Origin of the sequence: Ferrovibrio sp., from assembly GCF_965278975.1 — a bacterium.
Classification (GTDB): domain Bacteria; phylum Pseudomonadota; class Alphaproteobacteria; order Ferrovibrionales; family Ferrovibrionaceae; genus Ferrovibrio.
The window spans coordinates 3,624,963-3,644,418 of record NZ_OZ257126.1 but is presented as its reverse complement, the minus strand read 5'-3'; the positions used below and the strand labels follow the sequence as shown (position 1 = coordinate 3,644,418).

The 19,456-nt window shown below is 65.0% G+C and carries 18 protein-coding genes; 4 read left to right on the top strand and 14 right to left on the bottom strand.

Going from position 1 to position 19,456, the window contains the following annotated elements; genetic code table 11:
* Nucleotides 1–119: 119 nt before the first annotated feature.
* The 3 genes from parE (at nt 120) to ACQY7X_RS17215 (ending at nt 4,026) form a co-directional block, all read left to right on the top strand.
* Complete coding sequence (gene parE, locus ACQY7X_RS17225; protein ID WP_428250072.1) at nt 120–2,090, top strand: DNA topoisomerase IV subunit B; 1,971 nt, start codon at nt 120–122, stop codon at nt 2,088–2,090.
* 2 nt (nt 2,091–2,092) lie between these two features.
* Nucleotides 2,093–2,752, top strand: a complete 660-nt coding sequence (locus tag ACQY7X_RS17220; RefSeq protein ID WP_428246645.1) for a hypothetical protein — start codon at nt 2,093–2,095, stop codon at nt 2,750–2,752.
* 71 nt (nt 2,753–2,823) lie between these two features.
* Complete coding sequence (locus ACQY7X_RS17215) at nt 2,824–4,026, top strand: GGDEF domain-containing protein (RefSeq protein ID WP_428246644.1); 1,203 nt, start codon at nt 2,824–2,826, stop codon at nt 4,024–4,026.
* Here the strand turns inward: ACQY7X_RS17215 and ACQY7X_RS17210 are convergent.
* The 10 genes from ACQY7X_RS17210 to ACQY7X_RS17165 form a co-directional block, all read right to left on the bottom strand.
* The gene (locus ACQY7X_RS17210; RefSeq protein WP_428246643.1) at nt 4,004–4,708 is read right to left on the bottom strand and encodes an alpha/beta fold hydrolase; all 705 of its coding nucleotides are present in this window, start codon (nt 4,706–4,708) and stop codon (nt 4,004–4,006) included. The genes ACQY7X_RS17215 and ACQY7X_RS17210 overlap by 23 nt on opposite strands.
* Before the next feature lie 93 nt (nt 4,709–4,801).
* Nucleotides 4,802–5,638, bottom strand: coding sequence for a universal stress protein (locus ACQY7X_RS17205; RefSeq protein WP_428246642.1), 837 nt, complete (start codon nt 5,636–5,638; stop codon nt 4,802–4,804).
* A gap of 156 nt (nt 5,639–5,794) precedes the next feature.
* A complete protein-coding gene (locus ACQY7X_RS17200; protein ID WP_428246641.1) occupies nt 5,795–6,631 on the bottom strand; it encodes a universal stress protein in 837 nt (278 codons plus the stop codon).
* Nucleotides 6,632–6,824: 193 nt separating this feature from the next.
* A complete protein-coding gene (locus tag ACQY7X_RS17195) occupies nt 6,825–7,913 on the bottom strand; it encodes an ABC transporter ATP-binding protein (RefSeq protein ID WP_428246640.1) in 1,089 nt (362 codons plus the stop codon).
* Nucleotides 7,906–8,883, bottom strand: coding sequence for an ABC transporter ATP-binding protein (locus tag ACQY7X_RS17190; RefSeq protein ID WP_428246639.1), 978 nt, complete (start codon nt 8,881–8,883; stop codon nt 7,906–7,908). Before ACQY7X_RS17190 ends, ACQY7X_RS17195 begins: the two co-directional genes overlap by 8 nt.
* Nucleotides 8,884–8,889: 6 nt before the next feature.
* A complete protein-coding gene (locus ACQY7X_RS17185) occupies nt 8,890–9,822 on the bottom strand; it encodes an ABC transporter permease (RefSeq protein WP_428250071.1) in 933 nt (310 codons plus the stop codon).
* Nucleotides 9,822–10,796, bottom strand: a complete 975-nt coding sequence (locus tag ACQY7X_RS17180) for an ABC transporter permease (RefSeq protein ID WP_428246638.1) — start codon at nt 10,794–10,796, stop codon at nt 9,822–9,824. The genes ACQY7X_RS17185 and ACQY7X_RS17180 overlap by 1 nt, the downstream gene beginning before the upstream one ends.
* A gap of 56 nt (nt 10,797–10,852) precedes the next feature.
* Nucleotides 10,853–12,439, bottom strand: a complete 1,587-nt coding sequence (locus ACQY7X_RS17175) for an ABC transporter substrate-binding protein (RefSeq protein ID WP_428246637.1) — start codon at nt 12,437–12,439, stop codon at nt 10,853–10,855.
* Nucleotides 12,440–12,658: 219 nt separating this feature from the next.
* Nucleotides 12,659–13,615 (bottom strand): succinylglutamate desuccinylase, encoded by a 957-nt coding sequence (locus ACQY7X_RS17170; RefSeq protein ID WP_428246636.1) that lies wholly within the window; start codon nt 13,613–13,615, stop codon nt 12,659–12,661.
* On the bottom strand, nt 13,612–14,262 hold the full coding sequence (locus tag ACQY7X_RS17165; protein ID WP_428246635.1) for a LysE family translocator: 651 nt from the start codon (nt 14,260–14,262) through the stop codon (nt 13,612–13,614). The genes ACQY7X_RS17170 and ACQY7X_RS17165 overlap by 4 nt, the downstream gene beginning before the upstream one ends.
* A gap of 170 nt (nt 14,263–14,432) precedes the next feature.
* On the opposite strand from ACQY7X_RS17165, the gene ACQY7X_RS17160 reads away from it, so the two are divergent.
* Nucleotides 14,433–15,107, top strand: coding sequence for a pyridoxamine 5'-phosphate oxidase family protein (locus tag ACQY7X_RS17160; protein WP_428246634.1), 675 nt, complete (start codon nt 14,433–14,435; stop codon nt 15,105–15,107).
* Here ACQY7X_RS17160 and ACQY7X_RS17155 read toward each other — a convergent pair.
* The 4 genes from ACQY7X_RS17155 to ACQY7X_RS17140 all read right to left on the bottom strand — a co-directional run bounded on the left by ACQY7X_RS17155 (nt 15,080) and on the right by ACQY7X_RS17140 (nt 19,386).
* Nucleotides 15,080–16,477: a PLP-dependent aminotransferase family protein gene (locus ACQY7X_RS17155; protein ID WP_428250070.1), complete on the bottom strand. Its 1,398-nt coding sequence runs from the start codon at nt 16,475–16,477 to the stop codon at nt 15,080–15,082. The genes ACQY7X_RS17160 and ACQY7X_RS17155 overlap by 28 nt on opposite strands.
* Before the next feature lie 122 nt (nt 16,478–16,599).
* A complete protein-coding gene (locus ACQY7X_RS17150; RefSeq protein ID WP_428246633.1) occupies nt 16,600–17,286 on the bottom strand; it encodes an NnrU family protein in 687 nt (228 codons plus the stop codon).
* A gap of 19 nt (nt 17,287–17,305) precedes the next feature.
* On the bottom strand, nt 17,306–19,108 hold the full coding sequence (locus ACQY7X_RS17145; RefSeq protein WP_428246632.1) for an SEL1-like repeat protein: 1,803 nt from the start codon (nt 19,106–19,108) through the stop codon (nt 17,306–17,308).
* Nucleotides 19,105–19,386, bottom strand: coding sequence for a hypothetical protein (locus ACQY7X_RS17140; RefSeq protein WP_428246631.1), 282 nt, complete (start codon nt 19,384–19,386; stop codon nt 19,105–19,107). Before ACQY7X_RS17140 ends, ACQY7X_RS17145 begins: the two co-directional genes overlap by 4 nt.
* Nucleotides 19,387–19,456: the final 70 nt, after the last annotated feature.

The window sequence follows — 19,456 nt, the reverse complement described above, 5'->3', positions numbered from 1 at the left end:
CCTGCTTGCCGGATTAAGTGCTTTTCGCGCCTGCAAAAAATACTATATTTGGTAGCCAACGATTCGCCTGCCCCTATACAGGGGTGTCCGATTGCAGTATAGCGCGGCCCATGAATTCGATGAATGACTTGTTCCAGGGCGGCCCCAAGGGCGGCTCGGACTACACCGCCAAAGACATCGAGGTCCTTGAGGGCCTGGAACCCGTGCGCCGCCGCCCCGGCATGTATATCGGCGGCATCGACGAGCGCGCCCTGCACCACCTGTTTGCCGAGGTGCTGGACAATTCGATGGACGAAGCGGTGGCCGGCCATGCCGACCGCATCGAAGTGGAACTGCTGGCCGATGGTGCCCTGCGCGTCGCCGATAACGGCCGTGGCATCCCGATCGACAGGCATCCCAAGTTCAAGGACAAGTCGGCGCTGGAGGTGATCCTCACCACGCTGCATTCCGGCGGCAAGTTCTCCGACAAGGTCTACTCCACCGCCGGCGGCCTGCATGGCGTCGGCATCTCGGTGGTGAATGCGCTGTCCGACCGCCTGGTGGTGGAAGTGGCGCGCGACAAGGAATTGTGGCGCCAGGAATATTCGCGCGGCGCACCGCAGAACAAGCTGACCAAGGTTGGCCCGGTGCCGAACCGGCGCGGTACTGCCGTGATCTTCCATCCCGACGAACAGATTTTCGGCAAGGGCGCGCATTTCCGCCCCAGCCGCCTGTTCAAGATGGCGCGCTCCAAGGCCTATCTCTATCCCGGCGTTGAAATCCGCTGGAAATGCGCTGCCGACCTGCTGAAGGGCGATGACGAGACGCCGGCGGAAGCAACGCTGCATTTCCCCGGCGGGCTGCAGGATTATCTCAACGCCGCGCTGGAAGGCCAGGCCACCATCACGCCGGTGCCGTTCGCCGGCCGGGCGCAGCTTGCCGGTGAGCGCGGCCAGGTCGAATGGGCAATCCATTGGCCGCAGGAAATCGGCGATGGCTGGCTGAATTCCTACGTCAACACGGTGCCGACGCCGGAAGGCGGCACGCATGAGGCCGGCTTCCGCTCGGCCCTGCTGCGCGGCTTCAAGGATTACGCCGACCTCACCAACAACAAGCGTGGCAGCCAGATCACGGCAGAAGATATTGTCAGCGGCGCCACCGCGATGCTGTCGCTGTTCATCAAGGAACCGCAATTCCAGGGCCAGACCAAGGAAAAGCTGGTCACCGTGGAAGCCGCCAAGCTGGTGGAAACGGCGATCAAGGATCATTTCGACCATTGGCTGGCCGGCGCGCCACAGCAGGCAACCGCCCTGCTGCTGCGCATCATCGAGCGCGCGGAAGAACGCCTGCGCCGCCGGGCCGAGAAGGAAGTGGGCCGCAAGAGCGCGACGCGCAAGCTGCGCCTGCCCGGCAAACTGGCCGATTGCTCCGACGACAGCGCGGCGGGCACGGAAATCTTCATCGTCGAAGGCGACAGCGCCGGCGGCTCGGCCAAGCAGGCGCGCGACCGCAAGACCCAGGCGATCCTGCCGCTGCGCGGCAAGATCCTGAACGTCGCCTCGGCCACCTCGGGCAAGCTCGCCGGCAACCAGGAACTGGCCGACCTGATCCAGGCGCTGGGCTGTGGTACCGGCACGAAATACCGCGACGAGGATTTGCGCTACGACAAGGTCATCATCATGACCGACGCGGACGTGGACGGCGCGCATATCGCCTCGCTGCTGATCACCTTCTTCTTCCGCGAGATGCCGGCGCTGATCCGCAACGGCCATCTCTATCTGGCGCAGCCGCCGCTGTTCCGCATCAGCCAGGGCGGCAAGACCGCCTATGCGCGCGACGACGCGCATAAGGAAGAGCTGATGAAAACCACCTTCAGCAGCCGTGGCAAGATCGAGATCAGCCGCTTCAAGGGCCTGGGCGAAATGCCGCCGCAGCAATTGAAGGAAACCACCATGGACCGCAAGAACCGGGTTCTGCTGCGGGTGCAGGTGGGGACCGATATCGCCGAGGAGGCGCATGATCTGGTGGAGCGCCTGATGGGCCGCAAGCCGGAAATGCGTTTCCAGTTCATCCAGGAAAATGCCCAGTTCGCGGGCGAGATCGACGTCTAGCCATGGCGCGCTTGCTGATCGCCGGTGCAAGCGGGTTGGTTGGCAAGATTGCTCTATGGGCCGCGCTTGACGATGCCCGCGTCGATCAGGTGGTCAGCATCGGCCGCCGGCCGCTGCCGATCCAGCACCCAAAGCTGGAACAGCAACTCAGCGACTTCCTCTCCCCGCTGCCCGATCTCGGCCGCTTCGATGGCGCGCTCTGCGCGCTGGGCACGACAATCCGCAAAGCCGGCAGCCAGGCTGCCTTCCGCGCCGTGGACCATGACGCGGTACTCGGCTTCGCCCGCGCCGCCAGGCTTGCCGGAGCCGAACGTTTCGCCCTGGTTAGCTCGGTCGATGCCAATCCTGCGGCCAGGAGTTTCTACCTTTCGGTGAAAGGCGACACCGAGCGCGACCTGGAGGCCATCGGTTTCCCTATATTGGTGCGCCTGCGGCCAGGCCTGATCATCGGCGACCGCGCCGAGCGCCGCCCGGCGGAATGGCTGTTCCAGAAGCTCAATCCCCTGGTGAACCCGCTGCTGCTGGGCAGTCTGCGGCGCTACCGCTCGATCGCGGCCACCACCATCGCCCAGGCCCTGCTCAATGCCGCGCTTGCCGCAACGACAAGCGCGGTGCTGGAATTCGACGGTATCCGCGCCATGGCAGGCAGCACTGACGCCTAAAGGGTGGACTGCAACCGTCGCGGCTTGCTAGTTTGACCTGGCAGAAACACAGGCAGCCGGAGAATTCGGCCATGAATATACATCTGGACGTGACGACCCTGTCGTTCATGTCCGTCGTCGTCATGCTGATCCTGACGGCGCTGATGTGGTTCCTGTGGCACAGCCATCGCGATGAGCGGGCCACGCTGCTCTGGGCCTTGAGCATCACCAGCGCCGTTTTCGCCATCGGCTTCGTGATCCTGCGCGGCCAGATTCACGACATGCTGTCGATCGCGGTAGCCAACACCTTGGCGATTATTGCTTACAGCCTGGTCTGGTGGGGCCATGATGAATTCTTCCGCCGCGCCCCGCGCTATGTGTTCGGCGGCATCCTGCTGGCATTGTTCTTCGCCTTTCAGGTCTACTTCGCCCTGCTCGATCCAGACCTGCGCACTCGCGTGCTGATCTATACCGGCGTCAGTGTCGGCTTCGCACTGGCCTGCGCTGAATCGGTAACGCGGCGGCCCGAAGCCGGCATGCGTGTGCAGCAGGTCGTGCTGGCCGGCGTGTTCCTGATGCTGGCGGCGTTCAACATCGTGCGGTTCTACGCCACTTGGCGCTCGCCCCATTCCAGCGAGATTTTCGATCCCGGCCCGCTGAACATGCTGAACTTCATCCTGCCGCCACTCGGCGCGGTGGTGGCGGCCTTCGCCTGGGCGCTGATGGTGAACCAGCGGCTGCGCGCCCGCATGGCAGACCTGATCCGCCAGGATGCCTTGACCCGGGTGCTCAATCGCGTCGGTATCGATGAGATCGGACAGCAGGAAGTGGCCCGCTATATGCGGCATCGCAAGCCGCTCAGCATCATCATCGTGGACCTCGACAGCTTCAAGGCGCTGAACGACCGTCATGGCCACCGCGCCGGCGATGCCCTGCTCTGCGAGGTTGTCGCCTCGGTACGCGACCTGCTGCGCCGCGAGGACCATATCGGCCGCACCGGCGGTGACGAGCTGACCCTGATCGTGCCGGAAACCCCGCGTCAGGGCGGCGAATTGCTGGCGGAACGGGTGCGCCGCGCTGTTGCCGCCTCGCAATACAAGACTGAGACCGGCGAGCTGCTCAGCTCCAGCGGCAGCGTCGGCCTGGCCACGCTGGACGAGGAAAGCGGCGATATGACCTGGGAAGAACTGGCCAACCGCGCCGACGCGGCTTTGTATGAGGCCAAGCGGCTGGGCCGCAACCGGGTGGTGGTGGCGCCCGGCGATGCCGGGCTTACGCTCGCAGCCATGCTCTGAGCAGCTTGGCTACCTTGCCGGCCCGCTCCATCGGCGGCAGATGTCCGGCATCACGCACGATCTCCAGCTTTGCTCCCGGGATCAGCGCCGCCATTTCGTGATGCAGTTCCGGCGGCGTCAGCGCATCGGTCTCGCCGCACAGCACCAGGGTCGGCACGCGGATATTGGCCAGCGACGGGCGGCTGTCCGGCCGGCCCATGATCGCGGTCTGCTGCTTGATGAAGCCTTCCGGCCCGATCTCGTCGGCCATGCGGATCAGACGGTCGCAGAGCGCCTGATTGGAGAGATTTTTCTGGTGCACCAGGAACGGCAGCAATTGCGGCGTCACGCCGCGAAACTTGCCGAGCCGGGTGAGATCGAGGAAAGCCTTGCGCCGCTGTGTCTGCTCCGGCGTATCGGGCCGCGCCGAGGTATCCATCAATGCCAGCCGCGTCACCCGCTCTGGCGCCTGGCGCATGATTTCCTGCACGATATAGCCGCCCATGGAAAGGCCGCAGAGCGCGAATGTATCCGGCGCCTCGGCCAGCACGGCACGCGCCATGTCGCCTACATCATCGAGCTGCATCTGCCCGCAGGGCACCACGCAATGCGCCACATCGCTCAGGCGTGCCACCTGTTCGCGCCAGAAATCGGCGGTGAGCAAAAGACCGGGAACCAGAACCAGCGGCTGGCGCGTAGACATCGGGCTATCCTTCACGCGGGAAACTTTCGGAAGGATAGCCCGATATGCCGGCGGCGCATACCCGCCACCGGCCCCCCACTAGCTTGATGCCATCTAGTGGCTCAGCAGCACCGGCACGGTCATGGCGTCGAGGATGGTTTCGGTAACGCCGCCGAACACCACTTCACGCAGCCGGGAATGGCCATAGGCGCCCATCACCAGCAGATCGATGTCGCGATCAGCGATGGTGGAAAGCAGAGCCTCGCCGACCGAGATGTCGTCGGCCACCGTGTTGGCCAGTTCGACCTTGACCCCATGGCGGGCAAGATGGCGCACCAGATCGGCGCCCGGTGTGCCGCGCGACTTGTCCGCATTGATGCAGAGCACGGTGACCTTCTCCGCCGCCTTGAGGAAAGGCAGTGCGTCATGCACCGCCCGGGTGGCTTCCTTTGCACCATTCCACGCGACCATGACGCGCTTGCCGATGCTGGTGAACTGGCCGGCATAGGGCAAGGCCAGCACCGGGCGACCGGTGCTGAGCGCAACCTCGTGCGGCAGCAGGCCGACGGCGGGCGACACCAGTATGCCTTCCTGCGGCGACGGATCGGGCTGGCCCATCACCACCAGGTCGGCGGCGCGTGCCGCCGTGGCGGCTGCTTCCACCGGTGCCCCTTCGGTAACGATCCATTCCGCCGCCACACCCTCGCGGGCAGTTGCGGCCTCGAAGGCGGCCTGCGCCTTGGCGGCGGCGGCAAGCGATTCATCAACCTGCTGCTGCATGAAGGCGGCCGGCACGAATTCGCCGGAATAATACGGCACCACCGGCGGCGGCACGGTGTAGAGCGCGATCAGGTGCGCCTTAAATTTCTGCGCCAGGCGCAAGGCCACATCGGTCTTTACCGCACTGCGCGGATCATCGGAGAGATGCAGGAGAATATCTTGGTAACCCATGGCAACCTCATTGCCGATGCGGGTGGCGAGACGGAAGGTGTGGCCGCATCGTGGGTATGAGTATGGCATGGACAACCGGGAACCTCCTTGACCTGGGTCAAGAAAGCCGGTTGTTTCCGGGCGTGCGGGAACGCCGCCCTGGTTGCTGAGCAGCCGCTAATTACTGAGTAAGATTGGCAGGGTCATGGCGCCGAGCACGGTTTCGGTAACGCCGCCGAACACCATCTCGCGCAGCCGTGAATGACCGAAAGCCCCCATCACGATCAGGTCGCATTGCTGCTTCTGTGCTTCCGTGAGCAGGGCATGGCCGACCTTGGCACCGCCGGCGGTGGAAATCACGCCCTCGGCGCGGATGCCGTGGCGGCGCAGCAGGTCGACGATTTCCTCCTGCGGCGCGCGGCCCTTGCGCTCCGGCCCGAAGGTGAGCACCACCACGCTTTCAGCGCCTTTCAGCAGCGGCATGGCATCATGCACGGCGCGGGCCGCCTCGCGCTTGCCGTTCCAGGCCACCAGGATGCGGCGGCCGACATCGGAGAAGGCGCCGATATGCGGCACCGCCAGCACCGGACGGCCGGCCTGCAAAGCCAGCTCCTGCGGCAGCACATCCGTGCCATAGGGAATGGCGCCCGGATCGCTTGGCTCCGGATCGGGCTGGCCGACAATGACGATATCGCTGGTGCGCGCCTGCACCCGCAAGGCTTCCACCGGTGCGAGATCGCTCTGGCGCCAGCGATGCGGCAGGTTGGCGGCGGTGCAGGCGGCGATGAAGGCTTCGCGCGTGCCGGCTGAGGCATGCTGCGCATCGTCCATCTGCTTCTGGATCAGTTCGGTGGGAATGTATTCGCCCATGTAATAGGGCACGTTCGGCGGCGGCACGGTGTAGAGGCCGGTTAGCTGCGCCGCGAAGCGGCGTGCCAGCGCGATGGCCAGTTGCGTGCGGGCATTGTTGCGCGGATCCAGCGTGAGATGGACCGTGATGTCGCGATAGCTCATCGCCTGCCTCCTTCGGCTCGGTTGCCGGCCTGCCCTTCCCCCTGGCTGGCCGATCCGGTTCAGTTTTCAACGCGGCGAGACTGTTGCTTTAAATCTAGGGCCTTGGGCGCGGGATTCCAAGGGGGCTTGCCGCCCCCCTGCCCAGAACAAGCCCGGGCTTCATTGCTATGCGAATGGTTACGCCGCCGTTACATCAGGCGGCCGCAGACTTCCACACCGGCAGGCGGTTTTCTTCCACCGCATGGCAGGCGACAGCGCCGCCTGCCACCGGCAGCGGCTTCGGCGCTTCCGACTTGCAGCGCGCATTGGCCAGCGGGCAGCGCGGATGGAAGCTGCAACCCGAAGGCGGGTTGAGCGGGCTTGGCACTTCACCCGCCACCGGCGTGCGGGCACGGCCGGTCATCTCCAGATCTGGAATCGCATCCAGCAGCATGCGTGTATAGGGATGCAGCGGGCGTTCGAACAAGGTGCGCTTGTCGGCCCATTCCACCAGGCGGCCGAGATACATCACGCCGACCTTATCGGAGACATGATAGACCACGGCCAGATTGTGGCTGATGAACAGATAGGTCAGCCCGAGGCGGCGCTGCAAATCCTTCATCAGATTCAGGATCTGCGCCTGCACCGACACGTCGAGCGCCGAAGTCGGCTCGTCGCAGACGAGGAATTCCGGCTCGCCGGCAAGGGCGCGGGCAATCGAGATGCGCTGGCGCTGGCCGCCGGAGAATTCATGCGGGAATTTACGCGCGTCGAGCGGCGACAGGCCGACCTGGGCCAGCAATTCGCCGACACGCTGCTCGATCGCCTTGTTGTCCTTCAAAAGCCCACGGAAGCGCAGCGGCTCGGCGATGATCTTGCCGACCCGCCAGCGTGGATTAAGCGAGGCATAGGGATCCTGGAAGATCATCTGCATCCGGCCCTGGATTTCCGGATGCTTGGCGCGCTCGGCGGTGGGGCCGACCTCGACGCCATCGAAATTGATCGAGCCGCCATTCAGGCCATAGAGGCCGACAATGAGGCGCGCCACGGTGGACTTGCCGCAGCCGGACTCGCCCACCAGGCTGAAAGTCTCACCCTGGTTGATAGTGAAATCAACGCCATCCACGGCGCGCACGATGCGGCGCCCCTGGGCATTGGTGAGGCGCTGCCACAGCGAGCCGCTGCCAGAGGTCAGGCGCTTCAGCAGCCGGCCATCGAGAATCTGGTTCAGCAGCGGTGGCGACACGTCGAAATAACGCTTGAGGCCGGTGACCTGCAGCAGCGGCTTGCCTTGCTTAGACATGCGCCGCCTCCTTCTGCACCAGCCAGCAGGCGGCCATGCTCTGGCCGGCCGGCATCAGATCAGGCCGCTCCTGGAAGCAGCGGTCGATGGTTTTGGGGCAGCGCGGGTTGAAGGCGCAACCCTTCGGGATGGCATTGAGGCGCGGCATGGCGCCATCGATCTGAGTCAGGCGCTCGACATCCTGGCCCATATTCGGGATCGCACCCATCAGGCCGATGGTATAGGGATGATGCGGGTGCTTGATCACATCCTGCACCGGACCGATCTCGGCGACGCGGCCGGCATACATCACCGCGACGCGGTCGGCGGTCTCGGCGATCACACCCATATCGTGGGTCACCAGCAACACAGCCGTGCCCTTCTCGCGGCACAGCTTCTTCAGCAGCGCGATGATCTGCGCCTGGATCGACACATCCAGCGCCGTGGTCGGCTCGTCGGCGACAATCAGCTTCGGCTCGGCAGCCAGCGCCAGCGCGATCACTACGCGCTGCCGCATGCCGCCGGAGAACTGGTGCGGATACTGCGTGATGCGTTCGGCGGCGGATGGAATACCCACATCCTCCAGCAGCTTCACGGCCCGCGCCTTGGCATCGGCCTGGGTCATCGGCAGATGCGTCAGGATGGTTTCCACCAGCTGATCGCCGACGCGGTAGAGCGGGTTGAGGCTGGTCAGCGGGTCCTGGAAGATGGCGCCGATCTCGCGGCCGCGGATCTTGCGCATCTCGTTATAGGGCAGATTGTCGATGCGGCGGCCTTCGAGGAGAATCTCCCCGGCAGCGATACGGCCCGGCGGTTCCAAGAGGCCAATGATGGCCGAACCGGTCATCGACTTGCCGGCACCGGACTCGCCGACCATGCCCAGCACTTCGCCGGCATCGATATGCAGCGAGATATCGTCAACGGCGACCAGCGTGCCACGGCGGGTCGGAAACTCGACCCGCAGATTATTGACTTCGAGCAAACGTGCCATGCGCCGCTACCTGAGCTTGGGGTTGAGCGCGTCGCGCAGCCAGTCGCCGAGCAGATTCACCGCCAGCACCAGGATCGCGAGGGTTAGGCCCGGGAAGATGGTGATCCACCATTCGCCGGAGAACAGGTATTTCTGCCCGGTGCTGATCAGCGTGCCGAGCGAGGGATTGGTCGGCGGCAGGCCGACGCCGAGGAAGCTGAGCGTGGCTTCGGTGATGATCGCCAGCGCCAGGTTGATGGTGGCGATCACCAGCACCGGCCCCAGCACATTGGGCAGCACATGGCGGATCGCGATCAAGGCCGGCGACAGGCCAATGACGCGCGCCGCCTGCACATATTCCTTGTTCTTCTCCACCAGCACCGAGCCGCGCACGGTGCGGGCATACTGCACCCAGTAGCTCAGGCCGATGGCGACGATCAGCACGACCAGGGCCGAACTGTCGCGGCGGTCGTTGCCGAGCAGGCTGCGGGTGACGCCATCGATCAGCATGGCGACGAGAATCGCCGGGAAGGAAAGCTGCACATCGGCGAAGCGCATGATCACCGCATCCTCCGCACCGCCGACATAACCGGCGATCAGGCCGAGCGTGATGCCCAGTACCATGGCGAAGATCACAGCCAGGAAGCCGACCAGCAGCGAGGTACGCGAGCCATACATGATGGCGGAAAGCAGGTCGCGGCCCTGATCATCGGTGCCGATGGGGAATTGCGCCATGCCGGATGCGTCCCAGGCCGGCGGCATGAAGGCATCGGACAGGTTCAGCTTGGCCAGATCGAGCGGGTTATGCGGCGCGATCCAGGGCGCGAACAGCGCGCCGATGAAAATCGCCACCGTGACCCAGAAGGCAACGACCACCAGCTTGGACCGCTTGAAGCTGAAATAGATGTCGCTGTCGCGGGCGCGGTGGAACAGGTCAATCGCAACAGAAAGGGCCTGCATCACTTATGCCCTCCGGTGCGCAGGCGCGGATCGACCACGAAATACAGCATGTCGACAATCATGTTGATCATCACGAACAGGAAGCCGATCAGCACCAGGTAGCAGGCCATCACCGGAATATCGGCGAACTGCACCGATTGCAGGAACAGCAGGCCCATGCCGGGCCAGGAGAACACCGTTTCAGTGATGATGGCGAAGGCGATGATGGCGCCGAGCTGAAGCCCGGTGATGGTGATCACCGGCACCAGGGTGTTCTTCAGCGCATGGCCGAAATGCACCGCGCGGTTGCTCAAGCCGCGTGCGCGGGCAAACTTGATATAGTCGGTGCGCAGTACTTCCAGCATTTCCGAACGCACCAGCCGCATGATCAGGGTCATCTGGAACAGGCCGAGCGTGAAGGCTGGCAGGATAATGGCCTTGAGGCCGGAAACGGTGAGCAGTCCAGTGCTCCAGCCGCCGATGCGGATCACCTCGCCGCGCCCGAAACTGGGCAGCCAGCCGAGCATCACGGCGAAAACCAGGATCAGCAGGATGCCGATCAGGAAGGTGGGCAATGAAATGCCGATCAGCGATATGGTCAGCATGAATCTGCTGGCCCAGTGATGGGGATAGAGGCCGGTGAACACGCCCATCGGGATGCCAAGCGCCAGCGCCATCAGCGCCGCGACAAGGCTGAGTTCCAGCGTCGCCGGCAGGCGGTCGACGATCATCTTGGCGACCGGCTCGGTGGTGCGGTAGCTGAGGCCGAACTTGCCCTGCACGGCATTGCCGACGAAACGGGCAAAGCGTATCGGCATGGGATCATCGAGGCCGAGCGTCTTGCGCAGTTCCTCGCGGGCAGCGGCAGGCAGGTCGGTGCCGCCGATATTGGCCACGGGATCGCCGACGTAGTTCGACATCATGAAGGCGATGAAGCCGACCGCCAGCATGACGAGGGCGGACTGAACCAGACGGCGGATAATGAAAGCGATCATTGGGGCTGCTTGAAGTGGATGGCGGCCCGGTTCTACCCGGGCCGCCTCCGGACTACTTACTTGACCTTGACGAAGCGCAGCGGGAAGTAATTATCCGAGAGCTGCACCAGGTCCACGCTGTCCTTGGCCGCCCACACCACGACCTGCTGATGCAGCGGGATGTAAGCGAAGTCTTCCAGATACAGCTTGGTGGCATCCTTAATCATGCCATCGCGCTTGGCCTTGTCGCTTTCGCGCTCCATGGCATCGGCGAGATCGTCGACCTTCTTGTTGGAATAGCCACCGGCATTGAACAGGCCCTTGCCAGTCTTCTGGTTCGGGGTCTGGATCAGGGCCTCGAAGACGTTGTGCACGTCATAGGTGGCGCCCGGCGACCAGCCCAGCATGTAGAAGCTGGTGTTCGGCGACTTTTCCATATCCGACGAGGTGCGCAGGATCTTGGCGAAGTACTTCGAGCGCGTCTGCGCGTTCAGGTTCACCTTGACGCCGACGCGGGCCAGCATGGCAACGGTAGCCTGGCAGATCGCTTCGTCCTTGACGTAGCGGTCATTCGGGCAGTCGAGGCCGACTTCGAAGCCCTGCGGGTAGCCGGCTTCGGCGAGCAGCTTCTTCGACGCTTCCGGATCGAACTTCGGACGCACGTCGAGCGAAGCGTCGTAGCCGTTCAGGCCGGTGCCGATCATCAGCGCCGTCGGCTTCGACTGGCCGCGCATCACGGTGCGCTTGATGGCTTCCACATCGATGGCGCGGTAGAACGCTTCGCGGACCTTCTTGTCCTTGAACGGGTTCTTGCCCTTGACGTTGGAATCCGGCAGTTCGTCGAGCTGCTGGTTGAAGCCGAAGAACACCACGCGGGTTTCCGGACCTTCGAGGACGCGACGGCCGGCGGTCTTGCCGATGCGGTCGGTATCCTGCGGCGGCACGGTGTAGATCATGTCGATCTCACCCGAGAGCAGGGCCGCGACGCGGGTGGCGTCGTTGGCAACGCGCTGGAACACCACCTCGGTGAGGTTATGCTCCGGCTTGTCCCACCAGGTCGGATTCGGCACCAGCACGGTGCGCACATCCGGCTCGCGGATCTTCAGCATGAAGGGGCCGGTGCCGTTGGCGTTGCGGGTGGCGAAGTTCTCTTCGTTCTTCGTCATGTCCGCGGTGAACTGGGCGTTGTTCTTGTCGGCCCAGGCCTTCGACATGATGCCGATCTGCGACAGCTTGTCGGCCAGCAGCGGATCCGGGTACTTGGTCTCGATCTCGACCACGAAATCGCTGACCTTGCGGACTTCCTTCACCGACACGAAATTGCCGGTGACGTTCGAGCCCTTGCCGGCAGCGCGGCCATAGGAGAACACCACGTCATCGGCGTTGAAGCTCTCGCCGCCCTGGAACTTGACGCCTTCGCGCAGCGTGTAGCGCCACAGGGTCGGGTTCACCATCTCGGTCTTGGTGGCGAGCGCCGGCTCCAGCTTCAGGTTCTTGTCACGCCGCTGCAGGCCTTCATACATGTTGAGATTGAAGCTCAACAGGAAGGTCTCATTGCGGGCATACGGATCCATCGAGCTGACGTCGCCGTCATTCGCCCATTTGAAGGTCTTCGCCGTGGCCATGTCTGCTGCGAGCAGCGACAGTGCCGCGACGGCGGCCATCAGCGTTCCTTTGAAGAATGCGCCTGGCTTCATTGTCCCCTTGTCCTTTTCACGTTGCGCCACGGTTCGCCAGGGGTGAGCAAGCAGTGGTGGCCCACCCCCGCGAGCCGTTATCGGATGTCCCGCCGTGCCGGCCCTGATTACCGGTCTCCAGCGGACATTCCTCGGATCATAATGTTAAGCCGATCAAGCCGTCTATAGGCGAAAATTACCAGAAAATTATGGTAGTGGCCGGGCCAGCGACACCACGTCGCGGCCCTGCTGGATGCGTCGCGTCGGCATGATCACCGTGCAGCGGGCGAACGGCGCCCGCACTTCGGTGTCGCCATCCATGGCGATCAGCTCGCCCTCCTCCAGCTCCTCGAACCCGACCCAGGGCTTCACGAAGCGGAATTCCGCCGTCTGCGCCACCAGAACCCGGGTCACCTCATAGCGCCGCGGATTGCCGATTTCGGCCGGGTGCCTGGCGGCGAGTTCCGGCGTCACCATGCCGAAGAAATCGAGGAAGCGGATGGTGATATCGATGGCAAGCTGGCCGGAGGCGGCGGCGAAATGCTGGCCGCATTCCACTACCAGGCCCAGCGGCGGCTTCTCTGCCGCGCCGTAATCCCCATATTGAATCAGTGGCCGGCCAGGATGCATCACACCCGGCAGCAGCACATGATGCAGCGGCGAGTGCAGATGCCTGGAGATTGCCGCATACTTCGGCTGCGGCTCGTGGATCAGCATCGGCGGCACTGCGTAGGATGTGGAATGGATATCCAGCAGCGCATCGCCTTCGGCGAAGATCGGGCGCAATTCGCGGGCACGGCGCAGCTCGGTATTGTCATCCGGGCCATCCAGCAGCGCGCTGTCCCATATCCGGTTGAAGTCACGGTCGACGAAACGCGATTCAAACGGCTTGGCCGGATCGAAGCGGCCATAGGCTTCCATGTTGGAGAAGGACAGTGTCAGCTTGCCACGACGCGGCCGGATGCCCTGCTCCAGCAGATGCGTCACTGCCACCATGCCGCAGAATTCGTTGCCGTGAGTAAGCGCATTCACGATCACGTGAGGCCCGGGCCGGCCGGACTCGAAGGTATGCACATAATCGACGCCACGGTTGCCCTTACGGTAGGCGGAAAGGTCTTTCGGCGTGAGTTCAATCGGCGGCAGGCCGTCATGCTGACTGGTCATCGGGTTCCCTGACTCCACATCCACAGAACGCTGCCCAAGCCATACAGTGCAAAGCCGAGCAACAGCAACCCGGAGAGGCGGTTTATGGTCACCAGCCCGCCTTCGGAAAGCTGGCGGCGGAACCGCCCGGCCAATGCCGCCAGCGAAAACCACCATACCGAGGAACCAATGAACACGCCGAGCACCAGCCAGCCGGCCTGCGCCTGATCGACGCCGACGGCGCCGATGCCGAGGAAGGCGAAGATGCCGAGGAAGGCGACAATGGTGATCGGGTTGGTGGCGGTAAGCAGGAAGGTGGAGAGCAGGCCATGCACCAGATCGTCGCGTGGCACCGTGGGCAGCGGCGCCGCCGGATCGTGGCGCGCCCGCAGCATCTTCACGCCCATGAACAGCAGGAAGGCACCGCCGAGCAGGCGGAACACCGCTTCATGGCTTTGCAGCCACTCGGCGATCAGGCTGAGGCCGAAAGCCGCGATGCAGCCATACAGCGCGTCGGCACAGGCGGCGCCAAGGCCGGCCATCAGGCCGCTGCCGGCGCCAAGCGCCAGGGTCCGCTGCACACAGAGCACGCCCACCGGCCCCACCGGGGCGGCGATGACGAAGCCCGCCAACCCGCCCTTGCCGAGCATCAGCAGGTTTTCCAGCAAAGCGAGTCTCCGTGGTGGCCAGTTTCAAATCAGGGGTAGCACGAGGCCCCTGCCCGGGCCAACCCGCACCGCCTTTCTGGTATCATCATTTATACAAATTCCGGTTCTTTATCTGGTGCCTGAATCGGCCTAACCAGGGGACCAGAAAATATCTGCCCCGGAGTTGTCCCATGAATGCCCTGCCTCCCCAGCCCCCTGCTCAGCCTGCCTCCGACCGCGTGCGGGTGCGCCGCATGCATGAGCGTGGCCGCTACGATGCCGAGAATGTGCATGCCATCCTGGATGCCGGTTATGTCTGCCATGTCGGCTTCGTGCAGGACGGCCAGCCGATGGTGATCCCCACCGCCTATTGGCGCGAGGGCGACCACCTCTATATCCACGGCTCCAGCAAGAGCCGCATGACCATGATGCTGGCGGAGGGTATCCCGGCCTGCGTCACCGTCACCCTGCTGGATGCCCTGGTACTGGCGCGCTCCTCCTTCCACCATTCCATGAATTACCGCTCGGTGGTGGCGCTCGGCCGTTTCACGCGTGTCGACGGCGAAGCCGCAAAGCTCAAAGCCCTGGAATATTTCGTCGAACGCATCGCCAAGGGCCGCTGGTCGGAAATCCGGGGCCCCGATGCCCAGGAGATGAAGGCGACCATGGTGCTCTCGATGCCGCTGGACGAGGCTTCGGCCAAGATGCGCGTCGGGCCGCCGAAAGATGACGAGCCGGATATGAGCATCCCCTGCTGGGCCGGCCTGGTGCCCTTCGCCACCGGCTTCCAGGCGCCGGTGCCGGACCCGCTGCTCACCTCCGGCACGGCTTTGCCAGCTTACTTGAGCAGCTTGCCCAACACCTGAGCCGCCCGCTCCAGTTCGGCGGGCGGGAAAGCCGCATAGCCGAGCAGCAGGCCGCTCAACTGCCGGCGGATGGCGTAGCGCGACAGCGGCGCCACCGTCAGGCCCTGGGCGGCGGCGGCCGTGGCGATCGCCTTGTCGTCGCGCTGGTCGGTGAATTCCGCCACCAGATGCAACCCGGCTTCGGCCGGGCCGACGCGCAGCGCCGGGCAATGGCGCTGCAAGGCGCCGAGCAGGGCCTGCTGGCGCTCGCGATACAGCTTGCGCATGCGCCGCACATGCTGGGCCAGATGGCCCTCGGCGATGAAATCCGCCAGCACCGCCTGGGGCAGCAGCGCGCCATGGCCGTCGGCGGTAGTCTTGGCGCGCACAAACCCTGCCACCAGGCGCGGCGGCAGCACCAGGTAGCCGATACGCAGGCCGGGAAACAGCACCTTGGAAAAGGTGCCGACATAGATCACCCGGCCGCCATCGGCGCCGGCGGTGTCGTCCAGGCCCTGCAAGGCCGGCAGCGGCGGGGCGCCATAACGGTATTCGCAATCGTAATCGTCTTCCACGATCATGCTGCCGAGCGCGCGGGCCAGGGCCAGCAGGCCAAGCCGGCGGGCCAACGGCATGGTGCCGCCCAAGGGGAACTGGTGCGACGGCGTCACCGCGATCAGTTTCGGCGCCAGCTTCAGCCGCGCCACCTGCTCCGGGTCCAGCCCCTGGGCATCCACCGGCACCGCCTCCAGCCGGGCGCCGACAGCGGCCAGGGCTTCGCGGGCGCCGGCATAGCCGGGGTCTTCCACCACCGCCACGTCACCCGGATCGAGCAACACCCGGCCAACCAGGTCGAGCGCCTGCTGCGCGCCCGAAACCACCAGGATCTGATCCGCCTTGCAGACCAGCCCGCGCGCCTCGGTCAGGTAGCCGGCCAGGGCCTGACGCAGCACAGGCAGCCCCTGCGGGTCGCCGCCGGCCATCAGCCCGGTCTCCGGCCGCCGCAACCGGCGATTGGTAAGGCGGCGCCAGGTCTCCAGCGGGAAATCGGCCAGGGCCGGCAGCCCGACGGCGAAGGGCCGGGCCGTTGCAGGCATGCCCCGTTCAGGGGCGGCGGCGATCAGGCGGTGGCCGCGATCCGAGAAACCGGCCGGACCGGATACCGCCCGGGCGGCCTGGCCGAGATCGGCCGGCACATCGTCGGCAACATAGACGCCAGAGGCCGGACGCACCGCCAGATAGCCTTCCGCCACCAGCCGGTCATAGGCTCCCAGCACGGTGTTGCGCGACAGGCCGAGCTCCTCGGCCAAGGCCCGGCTGGAGGGCAGCCGCTGCCCCGGGCCGAGCCGGCCATCGAGTACGCCGGCGCGGATCGCGGCATATAATTGCACTTGCAAAGGGGGGCCGCCGGCACCGCGCTGGGGCCGGAACCAACCAATGAAATGCCCTGCCGCGCGCCGCGCCATCTTAACCTTTCGTATTAGATTATATTATTAAATCAAAATATTGTTATTCAATATAATATTGGAATTGCCGGAACCCCGGTCATAATGTCATGGAAGGCTAAAATAATAGCATAAAGCACTATAGTAACAGCAATATTGATCATGCCAATGTCATTCAACTTCAACTTCTGCCGCCCCTCCAGCACCGCAGCAAAGGGAATAATCGAGGTTTTTCGAATAAATACCTGCCAATCCTCGCCGAATTTGGCGGCTCTCTTTCGGTCGATGGAAACCATGCCGTTCAGGGCGGTGATCAGGAAAGCACCAAAGAAAATCCAGGCGGCGGCATCGCCATTCGCCACCATGTGGCTGATGGCCCAGAGGCTGAAACCCCAGAGCATCGGATGGCGTGTCACCTTGGTGAAGCCCAGCACCGGCAGTGCCCCCTTGAGCAGCATGTCCGGGCCGGCCAGGGTCGGGTTGCTGGGACGCAGGGCCGCCACCAGGAACAGCAGGGCCACCGGCATTACCAGCAGCGGCACTATTGCCAGGGCCGGAGACGGCGCCCAGAATTCCACATATGGCGCCCGGCCAAAGGCCCAGATCAGCAAGGCCAGGGAGACCGCACTGAGGCCGGAAAAGATGCCCCGGTAGCGTGCCTCGCCGATGCCGGCGATCAGGCCGCGGCGGAGCGGGCCCGCTACTATGACGTGCAGTGCCACCCAGGCGATGGCAGCGGCGAGAAGCGGGAGCATGGGGCCTCCTGACTATGTATCAATCTTCGTCGGCTTGGGCGGCAGCGGCCTCGGCCAGCAGCGCGGCAGCCAGTTGCCGCGCCCTTGCCTGGGCCTCCGGGGCCGCTATCTGGCGTTCCAGCATGCGGCGGTTCGGTCCGGCCTCGGCCATGCCGAGCCGTTCTGCCACCGCCCAATGGGCCCAGGCAGCCACCGGATCGGCGGGCATGCCCTCGCCCCGGTAATAGAAGTCACCCAGCACGAACAGGGCCTCGGCATTGCCGCGCCGGGCGGCACGCTGCAACAGGTCGAGCGCCGCTTTCGGGTCCTTGGGCACGCCTTCGCCGTTGAAGCTGTAGCGCGCCAGCAGGAACAGGGCCTCGGCACTGCCAGCCTCGGCAGCCTGGCGATAGAGCCGGACCGCCAGCGCCGGATCAGGCGCCACCCCACCCTCGCCGGCCTCGATATAGGAAGCGTATTTGAACATTCCCCGGCTGGAGCCGGCCTCGGCGGCACGCTTGAACCAGGCCAAAGCCGCGCGCGGATCCGGCTTCAGCCCGGCAAAACCGGCCTCATGCCACAGGCCGAGGCGGAAGGCCGGGCGCGGCAGGCCCTTCTCCGCCATCCCGTTCAGCACTGCAACGGCGCGGGCCGGATCGGCTTGCCGGCCCTGACCCAGCGCCAGATAGAGCGCGAAATTGTTGGCCGATGCCGGGTGCTGCTGCGCCACGGCCCGCTCCCACCAATCCATCGCCTTGGCCTCGTCGCGGGCCACGCCATTGCCATTGAAATAGGCCAGGGCCAGATGGTTCTGGGCATCGGCATCGCCGCCCTCGGCAGCGCGCGTCAGCCACTGGATGCCCCCCGCTGGATCGGCCGGACCGCCGCGCCCGCGCAGCAGCATCTCGCCGAGCTTGCCCATGCCGGGCACGAATCCACCTTCCGCCGAGAGCAGATAGGCCGACCGCGCCGCCGCCGCATCGGGCGCACCCAGGCGCTGGCTGTTCAGCAGCAGGCCGAGATTATAGCCGGCGATGGCATTGCCCTGGCCCAGGGCGCGGCGATACCAGTCGACGGCCTGGCGCGGGTCCGCCGCCAAGCCGATCCCAAGATCGTAGAGCCGGCCAAGGTCATTGGCGGCCGGAGCGTAGCCAGCCTCGGCGGCATCGCGCAGCAGCTTCGCGGCACGGGCCGGATCGGCTTTCATGCCCAGATCGCCGCCAACAAGCAGATTGGCGAAATAGAGGGTCGCTTCCGGGTGGCCGCGTTCCACCGCCTGCTCCACCAGGGCCAGGCCCTCGGCACTCTTGCCATCGGCGATTTCAAGCCGGCCCAGGCGGTAGCGGGCATTGACCGCGCCACCGGCCACGGCGCGCACCAGCATCTGGCGGGCTTCCGCCGCCTCGCCGCGCAGCAGCAGCAATTCCGCCAGATTGGCGGCGGCGGAAGCCTCGCCTGCCTCTGCCGCCTGGCGCAGGGCCTTTTCGGCACCGGGCAGATCCTGCGGCCCGCCGCTGCCCGAAAGCAGCATGTAACCGTAAGCCCCCAGCCCCTTCACATGCGCCTGGGCGGCAGCCCGGCCGAACCAGGCCCGCGCCGCCGGCCAATCCGGCGTGCCGCCAATGCCGAACTGGTAATCCAGGCCAAGCCGGTATTGCGCTTCCGCCTCGCCGGCCTCGGCGCGGCTTTGCAGCTCAAGCCGGCTCGGCTGCGCCCCGGCAGGCCGTTCCAGCGGCTGGCTGACCGGGGCGTCCTGCACCCCGAGCGCCGCCCAGGAAGGACTGCCGGCAAACAGCAGCGGCAGGCCCAGAAACAGCCAGGCGGCTTTACTGAAACGCGTCATTCGACCCCATCTTCGCGCAGGGCTTCGCGGCCCGCCTCGGTCAGCTTGCACACCACCCAGTCAGGCTTGATCGGATTCTCGAACCACGGCTCGGCCCAGCCGGCGCGGATGCAGGATTTGATGGTCTGCAGGCTGATCTGCTGGCCATCGAGATCGAACAGCGGCAGCTTGCCGCCGGGCTGGCTCAGGCCCCGCTTGAGGTAATAGCGCTGTGCTGGCGTGGTCTTGGTCACGGGTTCCGGCTCCACGGCCGCCACCGGCGGCTGGTAGTGACGCATCAATCTTACCACTTCTCCCATCTTACATCCCCTTTGTCGGCTATGGCCAAGGCATGAGCAGGCTCCCGGT